Origin of the sequence: Streptomyces sp. NPDC007856 (assembly GCF_042868225.1) — a bacterium.
Classification (GTDB): Bacteria; Actinomycetota; Actinomycetes; order Streptomycetales; family Streptomycetaceae; genus Streptomyces.
The window spans coordinates 115,899-133,842 of record NZ_JBIAEC010000011.1 but is presented as its reverse complement, the minus strand read 5'-3'; the positions used below and the strand labels follow the sequence as shown (position 1 = coordinate 133,842).

General features: G+C 72.1%; 20 protein-coding genes and 1 pseudogene. 15 read left to right on the top strand and 6 right to left on the bottom strand.

Translation table 11 applies throughout. The features are described from left to right. The first annotated feature begins 36 nt into the window (after window positions 1–36). Window positions 37–303 (top strand): GlsB/YeaQ/YmgE family stress response membrane protein, encoded by a 267-nt coding sequence (locus tag ACFYOH_RS25615; RefSeq protein WP_388629641.1) that lies wholly within the window; start codon window positions 37–39, stop codon window positions 301–303. Between the two features lie 194 nt (window positions 304–497). On the opposite strand, the pseudogene ACFYOH_RS25610 reads toward ACFYOH_RS25615, so the two are convergent. Continuing rightward, window positions 498–1,016, bottom strand: a pseudogene (locus ACFYOH_RS25610) (transcriptional regulator); the annotation flags it as partial. A 62-nt stretch (window positions 1,017–1,078) separates the two neighbouring features. Between ACFYOH_RS25610 and ACFYOH_RS25605 the strand changes: the two are divergent. Together ACFYOH_RS25605 and ACFYOH_RS25600 are read left to right on the top strand one after the other, a co-directional pair. After that, window positions 1,079–1,324: a hypothetical protein gene (locus ACFYOH_RS25605; RefSeq protein WP_388629638.1), complete on the top strand. Its 246-nt coding sequence runs from the start codon at window positions 1,079–1,081 to the stop codon at window positions 1,322–1,324. Between the two features lie 179 nt (window positions 1,325–1,503). Then, a complete protein-coding gene (locus tag ACFYOH_RS25600; protein ID WP_388629635.1) occupies window positions 1,504–1,914 on the top strand; it encodes a hypothetical protein in 411 nt (136 codons plus the stop codon). A 363-nt stretch (window positions 1,915–2,277) separates the two neighbouring features. On the opposite strand, the gene ACFYOH_RS25595 is transcribed toward ACFYOH_RS25600, so the two are convergent. Continuing rightward, window positions 2,278–2,880: a hypothetical protein gene (locus ACFYOH_RS25595; protein WP_388629632.1), complete on the bottom strand. Its 603-nt coding sequence runs from the start codon at window positions 2,878–2,880 to the stop codon at window positions 2,278–2,280. A 407-nt stretch (window positions 2,881–3,287) separates the two neighbouring features. Between ACFYOH_RS25595 and ACFYOH_RS25590 the strand changes: the two genes are divergently transcribed. After that, on the top strand, window positions 3,288–3,800 hold the full coding sequence (locus ACFYOH_RS25590) for a pyridoxamine 5'-phosphate oxidase family protein (protein WP_388629629.1): 513 nt from the start codon (window positions 3,288–3,290) through the stop codon (window positions 3,798–3,800). On the opposite strand, the gene ACFYOH_RS25585 is transcribed toward ACFYOH_RS25590, so the two are convergent. Continuing rightward, complete coding sequence (locus ACFYOH_RS25585) at window positions 3,787–4,521, bottom strand: TIGR03943 family putative permease subunit (RefSeq protein WP_388629626.1); 735 nt, start codon at window positions 4,519–4,521, stop codon at window positions 3,787–3,789. The two genes, ACFYOH_RS25590 and ACFYOH_RS25585, sit on opposite strands and share 14 nt — an antisense overlap. Next, window positions 4,518–5,558 (bottom strand): permease, encoded by a 1,041-nt coding sequence (locus ACFYOH_RS25580; protein WP_388629623.1) that lies wholly within the window; start codon window positions 5,556–5,558, stop codon window positions 4,518–4,520. The genes ACFYOH_RS25585 and ACFYOH_RS25580 overlap by 4 nt, the downstream gene beginning before the upstream one ends. A 191-nt stretch (window positions 5,559–5,749) precedes the next feature. Between ACFYOH_RS25580 and ACFYOH_RS25575 the strand changes: the two genes are divergently transcribed. Next, entirely contained in the window at window positions 5,750–6,622 is an 873-nt protein-coding gene (locus tag ACFYOH_RS25575) for a serine hydrolase (protein ID WP_388629620.1), read from the top strand. On the opposite strand, the gene ACFYOH_RS25570 is transcribed toward ACFYOH_RS25575, so the two are convergent. Continuing rightward, window positions 6,582–7,706: a nitrilase-related carbon-nitrogen hydrolase gene (locus ACFYOH_RS25570; RefSeq protein ID WP_388629618.1), complete on the bottom strand. Its 1,125-nt coding sequence runs from the start codon at window positions 7,704–7,706 to the stop codon at window positions 6,582–6,584. The genes ACFYOH_RS25575 and ACFYOH_RS25570 overlap by 41 nt on opposite strands. On the opposite strand from ACFYOH_RS25570, the gene ACFYOH_RS25565 reads away from it, so the two are divergent. From ACFYOH_RS25565 to ACFYOH_RS25555, 3 genes are all read left to right on the top strand, one after another. Then, window positions 7,690–7,875 carry a hypothetical protein gene (locus tag ACFYOH_RS25565; RefSeq protein ID WP_388629615.1) on the top strand — a complete coding sequence of 62 codons (186 nt, stop codon included), beginning with the start codon at window positions 7,690–7,692 and terminating at the stop codon, window positions 7,873–7,875. The two genes, ACFYOH_RS25570 and ACFYOH_RS25565, sit on opposite strands and share 17 nt — an antisense overlap. Next, window positions 7,872–8,543, top strand: a complete 672-nt coding sequence (locus ACFYOH_RS25560; protein WP_388629612.1) for a response regulator — start codon at window positions 7,872–7,874, stop codon at window positions 8,541–8,543. The genes ACFYOH_RS25565 and ACFYOH_RS25560 overlap by 4 nt, the downstream gene beginning before the upstream one ends. 190 nt (window positions 8,544–8,733) lie before the next feature. Beyond that, window positions 8,734–8,964: a response regulator transcription factor gene (locus ACFYOH_RS25555; protein WP_388629609.1), complete on the top strand. Its 231-nt coding sequence runs from the start codon at window positions 8,734–8,736 to the stop codon at window positions 8,962–8,964. Window positions 8,965–8,995: 31 nt separating this feature from the next. On the opposite strand, the gene ACFYOH_RS25550 is transcribed toward ACFYOH_RS25555, so the two are convergent. Further along, entirely contained in the window at window positions 8,996–10,801 is a 1,806-nt protein-coding gene (locus ACFYOH_RS25550; RefSeq protein WP_388629607.1) for an alkaline phosphatase family protein, read from the bottom strand. 244 nt (window positions 10,802–11,045) lie between these two features. Here ACFYOH_RS25550 and ACFYOH_RS25545 point away from each other — a divergent pair, with 244 nt between their 5' ends. From ACFYOH_RS25545 to ACFYOH_RS25515, 7 genes are all read left to right on the top strand, one after another. Then, window positions 11,046–11,459: an SRPBCC family protein gene (locus ACFYOH_RS25545; RefSeq protein ID WP_388629604.1), complete on the top strand. Its 414-nt coding sequence runs from the start codon at window positions 11,046–11,048 to the stop codon at window positions 11,457–11,459. Between the two features lie 68 nt (window positions 11,460–11,527). Continuing rightward, window positions 11,528–11,734 carry a hypothetical protein gene (locus ACFYOH_RS25540; RefSeq protein ID WP_388629602.1) on the top strand — a complete coding sequence of 69 codons (207 nt, stop codon included), beginning with the start codon at window positions 11,528–11,530 and terminating at the stop codon, window positions 11,732–11,734. Between the two features lie 416 nt (window positions 11,735–12,150). Beyond that, window positions 12,151–13,695, top strand: a complete 1,545-nt coding sequence (locus ACFYOH_RS25535) for a hypothetical protein (protein WP_388629600.1) — start codon at window positions 12,151–12,153, stop codon at window positions 13,693–13,695. A 144-nt stretch (window positions 13,696–13,839) separates the two neighbouring features. After that, complete coding sequence (locus ACFYOH_RS25530; RefSeq protein ID WP_388629597.1) at window positions 13,840–14,928, top strand: hydrogenase expression protein HypE; 1,089 nt, start codon at window positions 13,840–13,842, stop codon at window positions 14,926–14,928. Window positions 14,929–14,991: 63 nt separating this feature from the next. Continuing rightward, window positions 14,992–16,785, top strand: coding sequence for a nickel-dependent hydrogenase large subunit (locus tag ACFYOH_RS25525; protein ID WP_388629594.1), 1,794 nt, complete (start codon window positions 14,992–14,994; stop codon window positions 16,783–16,785). Then, window positions 16,778–17,338, top strand: coding sequence for a NifU family protein (locus ACFYOH_RS25520; protein ID WP_388629591.1), 561 nt, complete (start codon window positions 16,778–16,780; stop codon window positions 17,336–17,338). The genes ACFYOH_RS25525 and ACFYOH_RS25520 overlap by 8 nt, the downstream gene beginning before the upstream one ends. Continuing rightward, a complete protein-coding gene (locus tag ACFYOH_RS25515) occupies window positions 17,335–17,931 on the top strand; it encodes a DUF5947 family protein (RefSeq protein ID WP_388629589.1) in 597 nt (198 codons plus the stop codon). Before ACFYOH_RS25520 ends, ACFYOH_RS25515 begins: the two co-directional genes overlap by 4 nt. Window positions 17,932–17,944 lie beyond the last annotated feature (13 nt).

The window sequence follows — 17,944 nt, the reverse complement described above, 5'->3', positions numbered from 1 at the left end:
CGGCGCGGATCCCGACCCGACGGGAGGAACAACTCCATGGGCATCATCGGCTGGATCATCCTGGGCCTGTTCGCCGGAGCCATCGCGAAGATCCTGCTGCCCGGCCGCGACCCGGGCGGCCTGATCGGCACCACCCTCATCGGCGTCGCGGGATCCTTCATCGGCGGCTGGCTCTCCGCCCGCTTCCTCGACCGGCCGGTGGAGAAGCACTTCTTCGACCTCTACACCTGGGGCGCGGCGATCGCCGGCTCCCTGGTGCTGCTCATCGGTTACCGCATCCTGTTCGGCAACTCGCGGGACTGATCCAGGAGGGAGACGGCGGGCGGCGGAGCCCGATCGGCGCCGTCGGCGCAGGGAGCGCTGAGACACGGGCGCTCGCGACGCTGTACGAGGCCTGGGTGGATGGGACAGGGGTTCTCCTGCGGGAGGTACGAGCATTGAAGTGGGTGGGGCGGCCCGGGACAAGACCGCGGCGGGCTGTCGGGCTCCTGGTCGTCCCGGTGTGCCGCGGCCGTGGCCAGGGCCTGCTGGGTCGCCGGGTCGGCCGGCAGGAACGCCTCCGGTTTGAGCCCGGCGAGGGTGATGTCGACGGCGGTGGCGAAGGTCGTCACGGTCGTCATCAGCCGCAGTTCGCCGTACGAGGAGCGCAGGTGCAGCGGGACCGCGAAGCCGAGGGGATCGCCTGACGGCTCCAGCTCGGGGATGTATTCGCCGAGTTCGTCCCGCAGGTCGGGCAGGTGACCGAGGCGGTCCAGGATGTGCCGGGACCACTCGGCGAGGTTGCCGATGCGCGGGGCGACCCCGCGCGGATGCAGTGCGAGCCGGTAGACGTTCGTGCCGGGGCCGACGAGTTCCGGGGCCGCACCTTCGGTGAGCACCTCGAACGCCGCGTTCGCGGCGATCAGTTCACCGCCCCGGTCCACGACCAGCGCCGGATACGGCAGATGCCCGCGCAGGATGTGGTCGATCGCCGTACGCGCCGGGGCCAGCCCGGGGCCGTCGAGGGAGCTCTCCGGGCGCCGGGCCCAGGACGTCACGCCGACGTGGCCTGGACGCGTACGCGCGGGCCGTCTACGGCATGCCACTGGCGGAGCTGGAACGGATCCAGGCGGTCGTCACCGGCTCCGCGGAGGAGGTACGCGCCCGGCTCACCCGGTTCGTCGAGGCCGGCGCCCGGCACCTCGTCGTCCGCCTGGGCGCCGTCGACCTGGCCTCCCAGCGCGACCAGCTCGAACGAGTCGCCGCCCTGATCCCGGCGCTGAAGGCGTCGGCTGCGGCCGCCGCACCGGTGGTGCGGCGGGCCCGAGAGGACACAGTGGCCTGAACAGCACGGTCTTGCACCCTTCGGGCGGCCCGCGGGGACAGCCGGGCCACTTTTCATCCCTACGGGTGAATCGGCGGATGGACGTCCGGACTCCTCCCGCCCTCTGCGGTGTGCTGAGCCAGGCAGCCCTGAGGCCGCCACAGGGCCCGGCCTTATCCAGGACAGGGGGATCGGGACGTATGGGAGTCTTCGTTCTGTTCGCGTGGCTGCTGACCGCCGGGCTCGGCGGATACCTCGCCACTGTGTGGGTCCGGCACGGCGGACTGCGGCAGCGCACGCCCGGGGTGACGCGGCTGCCGCTGTGGCTCGTGCTCGGGCATGTGGCCCTCGCCGTGACCGGACTCGCGGCCTGGACCGCCTATGTGGTGGGAGGCGTGCGGAGTTCGGCCTGGGCGGCATGCGCGGTGGTGCTCATCGTGGCCACGTTCGGCTTCATGATGCTGCTGCGCTGGCTGCCCAGTTCCGGGCGCCACTCCCACGGGGACGCCACGGCCGAGCGGCACTTCCCGCTCACGGCCGTGGTCGCCCACGGGACGACCGCCGGCGCCACCGTGCTGCTGGTGCTCCTCGTCGTCCTGCACAAGGCCTGACCCGACGTACCGCACCGGTCGTGGGCGGGAGCCCGGGTCACTAGGAGGCGTCGGGGGGCGGGCCGGGCCCGGGTCGACCGCGGAGGGCTCGGGGCCTGGTGGGACGGCGGTTTCCGTGGTGTGCTGGTACTGGCGGGAAGGACCGAGAACAGACGCGGAGAAGCGGCCGGCAGCCGTGCACCGCGCAATCCGGATCCGCGAGAAGCGGGTGGCCCTTCCCGCCCTGCCGTCCCATCGCGTCGCACCGGTCGTCCGGCGACTGCGCGCGGACGCCTCCTGGAGTCGTGGTCCGGATCCGGCTCCCTCCACCCGAGCCGGGCAGCGACTCCCGGTGCTCGCGGCGCGGGGCCCGGTGCCGAGTGGTCAGCCTCGGCCGCCGCTGAGGTTCCCCCACCGGGGACCGATCTGCTTCCACTCCTCGTCCCACTCGGCCATGCGCCGCTTGATCAGCCGGCTGCGGACCACCCAGCCGGCGCCCCAGACCGCCGCGCCGGCCGACGGGGCGACGAGGACGCCGGTGAGGGCCGCCTGCAGATCGGCGGCGGCGCCGGTGACCGGCGCGGAGACCACATGGCCCGCGCGGTTGGTCCACACGGTCACCTGGGATCCGGTGGGGGCGCCAGGCGCGACCTTGGCCCGGTCGGTGTGCACGGTGCCCTGGGCGTCCGTCCAGCGCACGGTGGCCCACACCCGCCCGTCGTCGTAGCCGGTCCCGTAGGCCGGGGTCCGCGCCGCGCCGTCGGTGAGCACGGCGGACACCGCGTGCACCTGGGCCTCGCGGGCGGAGAACGCCGCGCCGGCGCTCTGGGCCGCCACGAGACCGGCGGCGGCTCCGCCGAGGACGGCGATCACCCAGGTCGCGAGGACTATCCAGGCCTCGACGACGTCACTGTGCCGCCGGAGCGGATTGCGCCGCCAGCGCCACAGCCGTGCCTCCGTGACCGTCGTGGGAGGTGTCCGGTTCATCGTCACCGCCTCCTCTCGCGCACCGGCGGCCTCGCCGCACCCACACCGCGTGCCCCTCGCCGGGCGGATCGGGCCGGGCGGGCGGCAAGCGGGCTCGGGGCGGTCTCCCGGACCCGGCCGTCGAGTGTCACCACACCATCGTGCACCTCAAAGCCGGATGGCGGCGGGGCGAGCGCGCAAGCGCCTCCCGACGACTTCGCGCCACCCCCTGCCGACCGGCGGAATCGGGACATCCGGCCCTGTCGCCGTGGGCCGAAGGACACTGGGTGGACCCCGTGGGCCGCAGGACAGTGGGGAGCAGGAGCGGCACCGATCCCCCGCGGTGCCGCTTCGCCCCCGGGATCGCCGCCGCGCGGCGGGGGCCGGCGAGAGACGGGGAGAGTCATGCACCCGCGAAGAAGACTGGAATGATCCGTAACCGCGAGCCGGCGCACCGGCGCATCGACCTCGAACCGGCGGAGGCGCTGCGGCTGCTGGACAGTGTGTCCCTGGGGCGGATCGTCTTCACGCGGCAGGCACTGCCCACCGTCCGTCCGGTCAATCACGTCCTCGACGGCGGCGACATCGTGATCCGCACCCAAGAAGGCACCGCCCTGACCGCGCACACGCAGCAGGGCGGCGGCGAGGGTGTGGTGGTCGCCTACGAGGCCGACTCGATCGACCCGGACACGCATCTGGGCTGGAGCGTGGTGGTCACGGGCTACGCCCGGCTCGTCACGGATCCCGCGGACCTGGCCCGGGTCCGGACCCTGGTCACCCCCTGGACGCCGGAGGAGGGCATGGACCACGCCGTGCGCATCCGTCCCTCCCTGGTGACGGGCGTCCTCCTCACCGACACGCCGGCCAGGTCCGCGAAGGGCTCCGCGCGGCCGGCGCCTCGGACTCCCGGTCGGTCGGGTACGACGGCTAGGACGGCATGAGCGGCAGATCGTCGGTGTAGGCGTTCACCGGCTGGGCCATGGGGCGGGTGTCCCTGGCGTCGAGGGCCGCCTGCGCGGTCCTGGTCCCGAGGGTGCCGTGAGGGTGCCAGGTGCCGGTCACCGCGAGCCAGGTGTTCGCGGGCCGGGCCTCGGTGCCGTACACGCGGATCTTGACGGTCTGGGAGTCCGCCGCGCAGCACGTGAAGACGATACGGGTCAGGTACCAGCCGTCGCCGTCCTCGGCCGGGGTGACGAAGCCTGTGAGCTGGACGAGCCGGCTCCTGACGGCCCGGCTGGGGTCCTGTTGGACGCGCTTGGTGAAGTCGGTGAGGGTCAGGGGCAGCGGTGAGGTGGCGGGCAGTGGAGCGAATCCTCTCTGCACCGCGACCGGCTTGGAGTTCGAGCGTGCAGCGGTGTACGCGCCCAGGGCGGGCGGTGCGTAGCAGAGCAGGCTGATCGCCGGGAGGAACAGCAGCCAGGCGATGCGCGGGGCGCCGGAGTGGTCGTGACCGGGTGCGTGGTCCTCGTGGGCGGTGTGCTCCTGTCCGCCCTGTGCGGCCGCCGCGGCCAGGCCGAGCAGTAGCAGGACCACGCCGGAGGCGATGAGCGGCGGCCGCAGACCGGACTTGACGTAGCGCAGATAGGTGTCGGTGAACAGGGCCGTGCGCAGCAGGCCGAGGCCGGTCAGGGTCAGGAGCAAGGTCTGGGCCGGGCGTCTCACAGCAGCGCGCCTCCGATCAGAACGCTCGCGGCGACCGCCACGAGGGTGGTGGCCGTGGAGAACCGCCAGGCGAAGGCCCGCCCGAAGGTGCCCGCCTGAAGGGCGATCAGCTTCAGGTCGACCATCGGGCCGACCACCATGAACGCGAGCCGGGCGGCCGGGGAGAACCCGGTGAGCGAGGCGGCGACGAAGGCGTCTGCCTCCGAACAGACCGCCAGCAGCACGGCGAGCCCGGCCAGGAAGAGCACCGAGAGCCAGGGTGAGCCGGAGAAGGCGTCCAGGACGGAGCGCGGCACCGCGACGTTGAAGGTGGCGGCGGCCATGGCGCCGAGGACGAGGAAGCCGCCGGCGTGCAGGAAGTCGTGCTGGAAGCCGAGCCGGAACTCGCGCAGGCGGCTGTGGCCCGGCCGGTGCCCGGAGTGCCGCTGCCGCAGGACCGGCCGCAGCCACTTCTCCTTGCCCAGCCAGAGCCAGAGCCAGCCCATCACGGCCGCCGTGGCGAGGGACGCGAGCAGCCGGGCGGCGACCATCGCGGGGTTGCCCGGGAAGGCGACGGCGGTGGCGGTCAGCACGACGGGGTTGATGGCGGGCGCGGAGAGCAGGAAGGCGAAGGCAGCGGCCGGGGTGACACCGCGCCGGATCAGGCTGTGGGCGACGGGGACGGATGCGCACTCGCACCCGGGCAGCACCGCGCCCGCGGCACCGGCGACGGGCACGGCGAGGGCGGGACGCTTCGGCAGGACCTTGGTGAACAGGTCGGCCGGCACGAAGGCGCTGATCGCGCCGGACAGGACGGTGCCGAGGAGCAGGAAGGGCAGGGCCTGGACGGTGATGGCGAGGCACACGGTGCGCCAGGCTTGGACGGCCGGCTGGTTCACCCACCGGGTGCCGGCGAGGACGAGCAGGGCGACGGCACCGAGCGCGATCACGAGGGCGGCACCGAGCGGCCACGGCCGGATGCGGCGTACGGACGGCGAACCGACGGGGACGGCCGTCACGCCGTCGACGACACCAACCAGTTCATCCGCCTTTTCCATGATCACTCCGGATGTCGGTGTCTGGCCGACGATAGGCGAGGCCCCGGCTCCCACCCCGTATCGACCCGCGCCCGGACGGCGGATGCGTCCCATCGGCGGCGTCGGTGGCTCTTCTCACAATTCGCCGCGAACAGACCCGAAGGTGACCGCCGCCACGCCGCCCGGCACGCGATTTGTCTACGTTCGACGCCATGCCGTCTTACCCATTCCTCACCTTCGCGCGCACGCGGGCCGGCGCCCTGCTGGCCTCGGCCGCGGCCCTTGCCTCCGTCGGCGTGCTGCACCCGGCACCGGCCGCGGCCGCTTCCGCCCCCGCGCGGGCCGCCTCCCCGCACGCCACGGCGGCCGTGCTCGACCTGGACGCCACCGGCCGCACCCCCGTGGTGCACGGGGAGGACACCGCGTACGACACCGCCAGCATCGTCAAGGTCGACATCCTCGCGGCGCTGCTGCTCCGGGCACAGGACGCGGGACGACAGCTCACCGCCGCCGAGCGCGGCCACGCCGAGCCGATGATCGAGCGCAGCGACAACACGGCGGCCAACGCGCTCTGGCGCGAGATCGGCCAGGCCTCCGGGCTGGCGGCGGCGAACAAGCGACTGGGACTGACCTCGACGACGGGCGGGCCTGGCGTCAAGTGGGGCCTGACCCGGACGACCGCGAGCGACCAGATGCGGCTGTTGCGGGCCGTGTTCGACGGGGACGCAACGGGGAAGTCCGGCTCCACCGGGAAGTCGGCCCTGAACGCGCAGTCCCGGACCTACGTCCGCAGCCTCATGGGCAAGGTCATCCCGGAGCAGACCTGGGGAGTCTCGGCCGCCGGCGGCTCCGGCAGCGCGCGGGCGCTGAAGAACGGCTGGCTGCAGCGCAACACCACGGGCCTGTGGGACGTCAACAGCGTCGGGCAGGTCACCGTGAACGGACACCGCTGGCTCGTCGCGGTCCTGTCGAACGGCAGCGCCTCGATGAGCGACGGCATCTCCCTGGTCGAGCGGACGGCGCGCGCCGCCGTCGCCCAGCGCCTCAGCGGTCCTCCGGGCGCCGGGGCCGGACGACGGCGGTGACCGCGAACACGGCGAGCGCGGCCAGGCAGAGCCAGGCGAAGGTGTCGCCGATGCGGTCGTAGACCGTCGTGACGCCGTGCACGGGGACGTAGGCCACCATGGTCTGCCGGTCGGTCGCGAAGTAGTCCGAGGTGGCGAGGACATGCCCCTCGGCGCCGTAGGCGGCCGAGAACCCTTCCGCGTCCTGGCGGATCAGGCTGTACCCGTTCTCCACGGCGCGCAGGCCCGCCTTGTCGGTGTGCGCGGCGCCGTACTGCTTCCAGTCGTGCGAGGGGACGAGCATGATGTCGGCCCGGGTGCGCATCAGGGCCGGAAAGTCGGCGTCGTAGCAGATGACGCCCGCGAGCCGGCCGTACGGTGTGCGGACGACGGGGACATGGCCGTCGCCGGGCGTGAAGCGCTCGGAACCGGGAATGGGATGGGCCTTCTGATAGGTCCAGAGCAGCTTGCCGCGGGGGTCGATGAGCAGGGCCTCGTCCCGTCCGTATGCGGGCGGGGTCGCGCTGTAGACGCGGACCCCGATCCCCAGGTAGACGCCTGAGCTGCGGGCCTGCCGCTGTGCGGCGGCGATGGCGGCGGCCTCGTCCGGCTCCCGGGTCCGCACGGCGTTCTCCGGCCAGATCACGATCTTCGCGCCGGCGGCGGCCTCACGGCGGGTGGCCGCGAGCAGGTCGTCCTCGACCGCGGTCATCGCGGGCCGCACCGCGGCGGCGGGGGCGGCGGCTACGCCTCCGGGCCCGTTGCCGAACCGGGCGAGCGTGGCCTTGAGCGGGTCGGTGACGCCACGACCGGGGGTGACGCCGGCGATCCGTACGGTTGCGCCCTGCGGCGGGAAGAAGGCAAGCCGGGCACCGCCGGCGAGCAGCACAGCGAGCAGGACGGCAATGCACGCGAGCCCGCTGCGCCAAGAGGCCTGCTCCCAGAGGCGGTTGACGGTGCTCGCCACGTAGGCGACCAGGAAGCCGATGCCCCGCGGGCCGGTCACCGAGACGACCTGGAGGAGCGGGAGATCTCCGTGCTGGGTGACGGCGAGGGAGCCGAACGCCGTGCCGAACGGGGACACCTGGGTGATCAGGAACTCCACGGCGGCCACACCCGGGCGGGGGCTCGTCGGGATGCGGGAGCGAGTGGCGGCCTTCGACGGCGAGCTGGACGCCGGTCCGCACCCGGACGGCGGCTGGCGACTGCGCGCGGTGCTGTCCGCGCGGGCCGCCGACCCGGCACGCCGTGACCCGGCGCAGGGGGACCGATGACCGTACGCGTGCTGGTGGTGGACGACCAGGAGATCGTGCGGACGGCGCTGCGGCTCGTCATCGACCGGCGCGAGGGGCTGTCCGTCGTCGGCGAGGCGGGCGACGGTGAGGAGGCGGTCGCCCTGGCCGTGGCGCTCCGTCCGGACGTGGTGCTGATGGACGTACGCATGCCGGGCACGACCGGTGTGGAGGCGACCCGGCGGATCGTGCGGGAGTGGCCGGGGCCGGGTCCGGTGCCGCGCGTGCTGGTGCTGACCACCTTCGACCTGGACGAGTACGTGCACGCGGCCCTGCGTGCCGGGGCCGTCGGCTTCCTGCTGAAGAACAGCCGGCCCGAACAGCTTGCCGAGGCCCTCCGCGCGGCGGCCGAGGGCGAGTCCGTGCTCGCCCCGACCGTCACCCGGCGCCTCATCGACACCGTCACCGCGCTGCCGCCCGCGCTTGTGCCGACGGCATCCGCGTCCGTGCCGGCGGGCGTGTCGCTGACCGAGCGTGAGGTCCAGGTCCTGGTGCTGGTCGCGCGGGGGCTGTCCAACGCCAGGATCGCCGCGGATCTGGGGCTGAGCGAGGCGACGGTGAAGAGCCGGGTCAACCGCATCCTGACCAGGCTGGGCCTGGAGAACCGGGTCCAGGCCGCGCTGTACGCCCACCGGGCCGGTCTCGCCTGACGCGGTACCCGCCCTTTCCCCGGTCGCGCGCGCCCTCACCTGCCACCTCAAAAGTGGTCCAAACCAATTCCCTTTCCCTGTGACGCGGCTGTGACAGTCGGCGGACACGGCCATGACGTCTGCCGAGCAATCTGGAGGAACAAGGGCAAATCGCACTAAACGGCCAGATGTCTCGCCGGAGGACAGTCCCATGATCGCCACTCTCGCCACGCCGCACACCGAAGCCCCCGCCCCCGCGCTGGCTCCGCGCGAGCGGGAGACGCTCCGGCACATCGCCGCCGGCCGCACCTATCTCCAGACGGCCCGCCACATGGGACTGTCCACCCATACCGTGGACGCCTATCTGCGCCGCATCCGGGCCAAGCTCAACATCACCAACACCGCCGAGCTGACCCGCGTCGCCATCTCCCTGGGCCTGTGAGCCGTCGTGGCGGGTCAGCCGGCGGTTCCGGTCAGCCGACGGTCAGGGAGAACGGTCCGGCGAGGACCGAGTAGCCGTCGTTGGCGAGGTAGTAGACGTCGTACTTCCCCGCTCCGTTCAGTTTGCCGGTCGAGAAGGTCAGGGCGCCGCTGGCGTTCGGCGCATAGGACCAGGTCAGCGAGGACTGCTGGCCCGGGGTGACACCGGCCGGGTAGATGCCGACCCAGTTCTTGGCGTTCACCTGGGCCGTCGACGGAACCGAGTAGCGGAAGGTGACGTTGCCGCCGTCGGAGACCGCGTTCAGGTCGCCGGTAAGCGTCGGCGTGCTCGCGGCGGACGGGGCGAACGCGGCGTTGAGCGGTGTCGCGTAGGTGTCGTTGGCCGTGAGACCGGGCAGGCCCAGGGCGGCTTCGATGGTGCGGCCGATGCCGTAGTGGTCGTAGTGGAACGGGCTGCTGGTGCCGGTCGGGACGGTGCCCTGGGAGCCGACGACGGTGGTGACCACGTGGTTGTAGGCCTCGTTCTGGCTCTCGTCCCAGGTCAGGATCAGCAGCGAGCGCTGCTGGGTCCAGGCGGGGGAGGCGAGGACCGGGGCGAGGGTCTGCTTCAGCCAGCCGTCCTGGGTCTTCAGGCTGGTGGTGTTGCCGTTGCCGGAGGCCTCGCCGTCGTAGTAGTCGTCGGCGGCGATCCAGGAGAAGTTCGGGGTGGTGGCCGCGGACTTCAGGTCGGTGGTCAGCTGCGTGGTGTCGAACAGGTGGGCCGCGCAGCGGGAGGCGTTGCCGCTGATGTCGGTGTAGTTGATGAAGGGCGCGTCGTCCGGCTGGTAGTAACTGTCGTTGTTGTTCTTGGTGTTGCAGGGGGTGCCCATGCCCTGCTCGTACGCCTTCCAGGACTTGCCGGCCGCCTCCAGGGTGTCACCGAGGTTGCGCTCGGGAGAGTTGATGTTCGGGAAGTAGGTGGCACCCTTGGTGTAGGTGTCGCCGCCGGCTACGGCGAGGTAGTTCTCGTCGCTCGGGTGGTAGACGCCGTGGTGGTCGGTGAGCGTGGCGCCCTGGGTCATGAGGCTGTGCATGTACGGCGTGTCCGCCGGGTCGTTCATGACCTCGGAGTAGTCCGTGTTCTCCATCATGACCATGAAGACGTGGTCATAGCCGGGGACCTTGGAGACGGGCGGGGCCAGCGGGGCGGGCGCGGCGACCGGGGTGTCCAGGGTGAGGGAGAGGTTGTCGAGGTAGCCGGTCTCGCTGCTCGTCGACAGGAACTGCACCTCGACCTGGATGGAGCGGGTGCCGACCGGAACCGCGCCGGTGGTGCTGCGCGCGAGGAACTTGGTGGCCAGGCCCCGGTCGCTCGCGGAGACGGTGGGCAGCTTGGCGGCGGCGCCGACAGGGCGGCCGTTCGCGTCGTGGAAGTGCAGGCTCACCGCGACATAGCCGCTGTAGGTGGTCCAGCCGCCGAGCCAGCCGGAGAGGTTGTAGTGCACTCCCCCGCCGTCGACGGCCGAGGCGGCCGAGGAGACGTCGACGGTCTGCGTCATCGCTCCGTCGCCGAAGTTGCCGGGCCCGAAGAACGCCTTGCCCGGCGTCTGGCCGTCGCTGGGCAGCCCGAAGGAGGCGACGCTGTGGCACATGACGTCCGGACCGCCGGCCTCGGTGGTCCAGCCGGGCACCGTGGTGGCGGCCGCCCAGTCGGAGGTGCAGGAGCCACCGCTCTCGGCGTCGCCGTTGACGATCAGGTTGCCGCTGCTCCCGGCCGCTCCGGCGGGGGCGGGAGCGGCGACGATCAGTGCGCCGAGGAGGGTGAGAAGCCCGCCGAGGGATCTCCAGCGCAGTCGCATACGTGGTACCTCGTCCCGTTGGTGAGGATGCCGTGAGGGGCGCCCCCGCACGGCCTGACTGTGCGCAACGAACGGGATATGAGTACTGGTCGTGACTGTCGAGCGGAAGAACCACAACCAAACTTGACCAGACAAGTTCACGGCGTGCGGAGCCCGGTGGCCATGCCGGGGGCAGCGGGCTTTTCGGTCGCCGCGAAAGGGGCACGCGGTCGGGGTACGAGTTCCCAGCGGAGGGCGGTGTGCCATGACCGAGTACGAATGGTCCCGGACGATGCCCGCACAGCCCGAGCAGGTCTTCGACCAGGCGTCCAACCTGGGCCAGCTCGACGCATGGCTGCCGGCCGCCCTGCACGTGGAGGCCGAGGAACCGCCCGCGGTCACGGTGCACGAGGACCGCTCCGGCCAGGACATGGCCGCCCTGCTGCGGGCCCGGCCCGACCAGATGCGCCTGGAGTGGGGCACCCGGGAGCAGGGCAGCTACACCGGCTGGCTGCAGGTCTCCGGTATCGGCAGCGGGGCCAGCGAGGTGACCGTGCATCTGTCGTTCTTCGACCCCGGTGACGATCCCGGCGAGCAGGCGGTGTTCGACGCGCTGGACGGCAGTCTGCGGCGCCTGGAGGCGCAGGTGCGCATGCACGTCGAGAACACGGCCGGCTGAGGCGCCGGACCCGGTGCGGGCAGGCCTGTTCACCTGCGGAAAGTGCCGGGGGGACCCGGGCGCTGGAGGTGATCGTCGTACCCGAACCCGGCAGCAAGAAGTACGACGCGCGCAGGGCGCGGCTGCGCAAGGAGGCGGAGCGTTCCGGCGTCTCCGACCAGGACGCGAACACCGCCGCGAACGAGTCCCTGCAGGAGGAGCCGAAGTGGCGCAGCCGGGGCCCGAAGACGGAACGCGGCCGTGGCCCGAAGGGTGAGCGCCCCGAGGACGAATAGGCGTGCGCGGAGCCTCCCCGGACACTTCCGGGGAGGCCCTGTGTCGCACGGGCGCCTAGCGGCGCAGGGCCGCCAGATTGCGGTAGCCGATGGCAGCGTGCTGCAGGGACTGCGCCGGGTCGGTGGCGCTCGGGGCGTTGTCCTGCGAACGGGGCCCAACTGCCCTGCCGACGGGATCCGGGGGCTGACTCGGACCGTGATCCTCACGCGTGCCGGCGCGCGGAGGCGGATCCGGGGCGGCGTTCGAAGCAGCGGGGGCGGCGACCGCGGCGCGCGCAACACCGGTGTTTCGCGGGGCCCGCCCGCTCGCCGTCCCCTGGGCGGCGCAATGGCGGTGCGTCGGACGAGCGCGGAGCCGTGACGGATGTGACGGTGGTGAAAGGAATGCGCGAGTGAACCGGTGACGAGGAGGCGGCATGTCGGACCGGGCCGGCGTGGGCGGCGTGGGGCTCGCTGCCCTGGTGGACGAGGGTGGCGCCGGAGCGTCCTGCGATGCCTTCGCGCAGGTCGGCGCGGTCGCGGACGCCGTGCTGTACGAGGGCTACCTGCTCTACCCGTACCGCCGGTCCTCGCCGAAGAACCGGGTCCGCTGGCAGTTCGGCGTGCTGCTGCCCCGCGACTGGGTCGAGCGGGACGGGCCGGTCACACCGGGGATCTCGGGCTCCGCCGACTCCTGGTACCAGCAGACCGAGTGCCTGCTGCGAACGCCGCGCGCCGACGCGGTCGTACGGGTGCGGGTGCGCTGTCTGCAGATGCAGGACAAGCAGGTCGAGGCGGCCGGCCCGGACGGACGGTACCGCCCGGTCGAGTGGTTGCGCACGTCCGACGGTGCCACGCATCTGTCGTTCGAGGAGGCGGTGCCGCGCGAGACCGAGCTGGTGCTGCCGCTGCAGGAGTTGCTGCTCGGCGGTCGTACCGCCCTGGTGGGCGCGGCCGCCGGCACGGATGCCGAGGCGCTGCCCGACGGGGCCGGGCGGACGGTCCGGCGGCGCCGGGAGCTGCGGGCCGTGACGACGGTCGCGGCCGAGCCGCTCGCGCCGGAGCTGTACCGGCTGCGGGTGCGCACCGAGAACACCGGCGAGGTGACGGATCCACAGGCCCCGCGCACCGAGGCTCTGCGGCAGGCGCTGCTCGCCACGCACACCCTCGTCGGCGGGGACGGCCTGGAGTTCGCCTCGCTGATCGATCCGCCCGCCGGTCTGGCGGAGCACGCGCGGGGCTGCCGGAACGCGTTCACGTTCCCCGTGCTCGCCGGCCCGCCCCAGCAGGGCACGACGGGCGCCGTCATGCTCTCCGCCCCCATCATCCTGCCCGACTGGCCCCAGGTGGCACCGGAGAGTCCGGGCGATCTGCACGACGCGGCGGAGATCGACGAGATCCTCACCCTGCGCACGATGCTGCTGACCGACGAGGAGAAGGCCGAGGCCCGGGCCACCGATCCACGGGCGGCGCAGATCCTCGACCGGGTCGACACCATGCCCCGGGAGGTCTTCGCCCGACTGCACGGCGCCGTCCGCTCCCTGACTCCGGCACAGACCCGGTCCGGCACCGAGCGGCCCGTCTGGTGGCAGGAGGACGGCGACCCCGGTCTGTCCCCGGCGACCGACACGGTGCTCGTGGACGGCGTGCCCGTCGGCGGCGGCAGCCGGGTCCGGCTGCGTCCGCGCGCCCGGGGCGCCGACGCCCAGGACATGTTCCTGGCAGGACGGACCGCGCAGGTCGGCGCCGTCTTCCACGACGTGGACGGCAGCGTGCACCTGGCCGTCACCGTGGACGACGATCCCGCGGCCGAACTGCACGGCTGGTACGGCCGTTTCCACTACTTCCGGCCCGACGAGGTCGAACCGCTCGGCGACTCCGACGCGCCGGGTCCGGTCACCTCACCCCGGCCGCAGACCCCGCGGCCCCCCGAGCGTCCGGCCGACCGGCCGGAGGAGGGACGGTCCGATGGATGGCCCTGAGGCCGCGCGGCACGACCGCCCGATGATCGAGCGGTCCTTCCGCGACCGGGCCGCCGCACTCGGCCGCCCCCAGGCCCGGACCCCCATGGTCCCGGCCGTTCCCTACGACCGACTCCGAGACCGGCAGCGACGGAGGCCGCAGCGATGACCACACAGAGCGGTACCACCGATGTCCACGGCGAGCCCAGCGGTGCCGAGGCGCGGAAGGGATTCGACGAGATCACCATCCTCTGGATCTCGGAGGGCATGAGCTGCGACGGCGACACCGTGTCGCTGACCGCCGCCGGCCAGCCGTCCATCGAGGACGTCGTACTGGGCCTGATCCCGGGCCTGCCGAAGGTGAACCTCGTCAACAAGGTGCTCTCACCGAGCCTGGGCGGCGAGGACTTCCTCGCTCCCTACCGTGCCGCGGCACGGGGCGAGCTGGAGCCGTTCATCCTCGTCATCGAGGGTTCGATCCCGAACCAGAACATCATCAAGGGCGACGGCTACTGGACGTCGTTCGGCAACGACCCGGACACCGGTGAGCCGCAGACCCTGAACTGGTGGATCGACCAGCTCGCGCCCAGGGCCTGGGCGGTGGTGGCGGCCGGCACGTGTGCCACGTTCGGCGGTATCCACGCCATGGCCGGCAACCCGACCGGCTGCATGGGCCTCGCGGACTATCTGGGCTGGGAGTTCAAGGCGCGGTCGGGACTCCCGGTGGTCAATGTGCCCGGCTGCCCCATCCAGCCGGAGAACTTCATGGAGACGCTCGTCTGGGTGCTCCAGCACGCGGCCGGTGCCGCTCCCCCGCCGCCGCTGGACCACATGCTGCGCCCGCAGTGGCTGTTCGGGAAGACCGTGCACGAGGGCTGCGACCGGGCCGCGTACTACGAGCAGGCCGACTTGGCGAGGGACTACAACTCCCCCAAGTGCCAGGTGAAGGTGGGCTGCTGGGGCCCGGTGGTCAACTGCAACGTGCCCAAGCGGGGCTGGATGGCCGGCATCGGCGGCTGCCCGAACGTCGGCGGCATCTGCATCGGCTGCACCATGCCCAGCTTCCCCGACGCCTTCATGCCGTTCATGGACGAACCCCCGGGCGGCACGCTGTCGACGATGCTCGTCAAGCCGTACGGAGCGGTTGTCCGCCGGCTGCGCGGCCTGACCAACGACATGGTGAACCACGAGCCCAAGTGGCGCCACAACAAGCGCAAGCTGACCAGCGGTTACGACCCGCACTGGCGTGCCTGACGCCGTCCGTCCCCGTCCCGTCACCGAATCGCCCGACCCGAACAGCGAGGGGCAGTACCGCAGATGACCACCACCGAGTCCCGGCCCACAGAACGCAAACCCGCCCAGCTCGTCGACATGTCCTGGGATCCGATCACCCGGATCATCGGCAACCTGGGCATCTACACCAAGATCGACTTCGCCAACCGGGAAGTCGTCGAGTGCCACAGCACCTCGTCGCTCTTCCGCGGCTATTCCGTGTTCATGAAGGGCAAGGACCCGCGTGACGCCGGGTTCATCACCTCGCGGATCTGCGGCATCTGCGGGGACAACCACACCACCTGCTCCAACTACGCCCAGCAGATGGCCTACGGCGTCAAGCCGCCCAAGCTGGCCGAGCACATCACCAACCTGGGCGAGGCGGCGGAGTACATCTTCGACCACACGATCTTCCAGGACAACCTGGTCTTCGTGGACTTCTGCGAGGCGATGGTCAAGGCCACCAACCCCGGTGTCCTGGCCCGCGCCGAGCGCACCGACGCACCGCGCGGGGACGTCCACGGCTACCGGACGATCGCCGAGATCATGAAGGCCTTCAACCCCTTCGAAGGCGAGGTCTACAAGGAGGCGCTGAAGGTCAGCCGGATCACCCGGGAGATGTTCTGCCTGATGGAGGGGCGGCATGTGCACCCCTCCACGCTGTACCCGGGCGGCGTCGGCACGATGCCGCAGCCGAACACCTTCACCGACTACCTCAGCCGCCTGATGCGCGTCATCGACTTCATCAAGAAGGCGGTGGCGATGAACGACGACGTCTTCGACTTCTTCTACGAGGCCCTGCCCGGCTACGAGGAGGTCGGCAAGCGCCGCATCCTGCTGGGCTGCTGGGGCGCCTTCCAGAACCCGGACGTCGTCGACTACCGCTACGCGACGATGAACGAGTGGGGCCGGGCGATGTACGTCACCCCCGGTGTCATCGTGGACGGCAAGCTGGTCACCAACGACCTGATCGACATCAACCTCGGCCTGCGCATCATGCTGGGCAGCTCCTTCTACGAGGACTGGGTGAACGAGAAACCGTTCGTCACCCACGACCCGCTCGGCAACCCCGTCGACATGCGCCACCCGTGGAACCAGACCACGGTCCCGGTGCCGCAGAAGCGGGACTTCGGCGGCAACTACAGCTGGGTGATGAGCCCGCGCTGGCACCACCCGCAGACCGGCGAGTACCTCGCCCTGGACACGGGTGGCGGTCCGCTGGCCCGGCTGTGGTCCACCGCGCTCAGCGGCCTGGTCGACACGCCGTACGTCAAGGCGACCGGCGGCAGCGTCCGCATCACCCTGCCCAAGGGCGAGAGGCTGCCGGAGCAGACCCTGGAGTGGCGCATCCCGAAGTGGAGCAACACCCTCGAACGGGACCGCGCCCGGCCGTACTTCATCGCCTACGCCGCCGCCATGGCCCTGCAGTTCCTGGAGGAGGCCATGGGGATGCTCAGGAACGGCGACACGAAGGTGTTCGAGAACTTCGAGGTGCCGGACGAGTCGATCGGATGCGGCTTCCACGAGGCGGTGCGCGGGGTCCTCTCCCACCATCTGGTGATCCGGGACAAGAAGATCGCCAACTACCACCCGTACCCGCCGACCCCGTGGAACGCCAGCCCCCGGGACAGCTACGGCACCCCGGGCCCGTACGAGGACGCCGTCCAGGGCCAGCCGATCTTCGAGGAGAACGGGCCGGACGACTTCAAGGGTGTCGACATCATGCGCACCGTGCGCAGCTTCGACCCCTGTCTGCCCTGTGGTGTCCATATGTACATGGGCAAGGGCAAGACCCTGACCACCGTGCACTCGCCCACGTACGGAGCGAACCATGGCTGACACCGCCGTACGGCTCCCCGATCCGGCGGTGGAGGCGCGGCTCGCCCGTCTCGACGAGGTCCTGGCCGGGCTGGAATCCGCGCCCGGCCCGGCGCTGGAGGCGGTGCGGCTGCTGACCGAGGTCTACGGCGAGGCCCTCGCCCGGATGCTGGACCACGCGGACGAGCCGCTGAGCGAGCGGCTCGCCGAGGACGAACTGCTGGCTCATCTCCTGGTCCTGCACGACATCCATCCGGAGTCCCCGGAGCGCCGGGCCGCCCGCGCGGTGGAGCGGCTGCGGCCGGCGGTGCGCGAGCGCGGCGGCGACCTGGAGTGGGCCGGCGTCGACGGGCAGGTGGCGCGGGTGCGGCTGACCTCCGGCGGCGGGTGCGGTTCCGGGTGCGGCGCAGGCTCGTCGGACGTAGGCGAGGCGGTCCGGGCGGCGGTGCTGGCCGTCGCTCCCGAGCTGACCGAGGTGGAGACGGTGCCGGGGACTGCCCGGCGGAAGGCGGCGCCCGCGTTCGTACCGCTGAGCACGATCGAGCGGCGGGCCGTGCCCGAGGAGGCGCGGTGAGGACGGACGGCGCACTCGCCCGGGTCATCCGCTCCGCGGCCGACCGCGCGGCGACGGCCGAGGCCGAGGTCTGCGAGCTGTGCGCCGCCCGTCTGGCCGTCGACCATCCCCATCTCTACGACACGGGTGCCGCCGAGGTGCGCTGCGTGTGCGGCCCCTGCTCGGTGCTGTTCGCCGACGACGGGACGGGCGAGGGCCGCTACCGGCTCGTGCCCCGGCGCCGGCTGCGGCTGCCACCGGTCGACACGGCGGTGCTGGGCGTCCCGGTGGGTCTGGTGTTCTTCGTGCCGCGCTCCGACGGCACGGTCACCGCGCAGGGGCCGAGTCCGGCGGGGGCCATGCGGTGGGAGGTGGACGCCGCGGCCTGGCAGCGGCTGGCCGCCACGGTTCCGCAGCTCGCCGCCATGGCACCCGATGTGGAGGCGCTGCTGGTGAACACCGTGCGCGGCCTCGACGAGCACTGGATCGTGCCGGTCGACGACTGCTACCGGATGATCGCCCTGGTCCGCCGCGAGTGGCGGGGCCTCTCCGGTGGCGGCCGGGTCTGGCCGGCCGTAGAACAGTTCTTCAGGGAGCTGACCGAACGGTCCTGAGGACCCGGAAGGA

Excerpts from the sequence above, each read along its gene's own strand:
- ACFYOH_RS25590 (WP_388629629.1), top strand. The coding sequence starts at position 3,288 with ATGATCCGTAACCGCGAGCCGGCGCACCGGCGCATCGACCTCGAACCG.
- ACFYOH_RS25560 (WP_388629612.1), top strand. The coding sequence starts at position 7,872 with ATGACCGTACGCGTGCTGGTGGTGGACGACCAGGAGATCGTGCGGACG.
- ACFYOH_RS25615 (WP_388629641.1), top strand. The coding sequence starts at position 37 with ATGGGCATCATCGGCTGGATCATCCTGGGCCTGTTCGCCGGAGCCATC.
- ACFYOH_RS25520 (WP_388629591.1), top strand. The coding sequence starts at position 16,778 with ATGGCTGACACCGCCGTACGGCTCCCCGATCCGGCGGTGGAGGCGCGG.
- ACFYOH_RS25595 (WP_388629632.1), bottom strand. The coding sequence starts at position 2,880 with ATGAACCGGACACCTCCCACGACGGTCACGGAGGCACGGCTGTGGCGC.
- ACFYOH_RS25575 (WP_388629620.1), top strand. The coding sequence starts at position 5,750 with ATGCCGTCTTACCCATTCCTCACCTTCGCGCGCACGCGGGCCGGCGCC.
- ACFYOH_RS25605 (WP_388629638.1), top strand. The coding sequence starts at position 1,079 with ATGCCACTGGCGGAGCTGGAACGGATCCAGGCGGTCGTCACCGGCTCC.
- ACFYOH_RS25535 (WP_388629600.1), top strand. The coding sequence starts at position 12,151 with ATGTCGGACCGGGCCGGCGTGGGCGGCGTGGGGCTCGCTGCCCTGGTG.
- ACFYOH_RS25525 (WP_388629594.1), top strand. The coding sequence starts at position 14,992 with ATGACCACCACCGAGTCCCGGCCCACAGAACGCAAACCCGCCCAGCTC.
- ACFYOH_RS25545 (WP_388629604.1), top strand. The coding sequence starts at position 11,046 with ATGACCGAGTACGAATGGTCCCGGACGATGCCCGCACAGCCCGAGCAG.
- ACFYOH_RS25550 (WP_388629607.1), bottom strand. The coding sequence starts at position 10,801 with ATGCGACTGCGCTGGAGATCCCTCGGCGGGCTTCTCACCCTCCTCGGC.
- ACFYOH_RS25580 (WP_388629623.1), bottom strand. The coding sequence starts at position 5,558 with ATGGAAAAGGCGGATGAACTGGTTGGTGTCGTCGACGGCGTGACGGCC.
- ACFYOH_RS25530 (WP_388629597.1), top strand. The coding sequence starts at position 13,840 with ATGACCACACAGAGCGGTACCACCGATGTCCACGGCGAGCCCAGCGGT.
- ACFYOH_RS25555 (WP_388629609.1), top strand. The coding sequence starts at position 8,734 with ATGATCGCCACTCTCGCCACGCCGCACACCGAAGCCCCCGCCCCCGCG.
- ACFYOH_RS25600 (WP_388629635.1), top strand. The coding sequence starts at position 1,504 with ATGGGAGTCTTCGTTCTGTTCGCGTGGCTGCTGACCGCCGGGCTCGGC.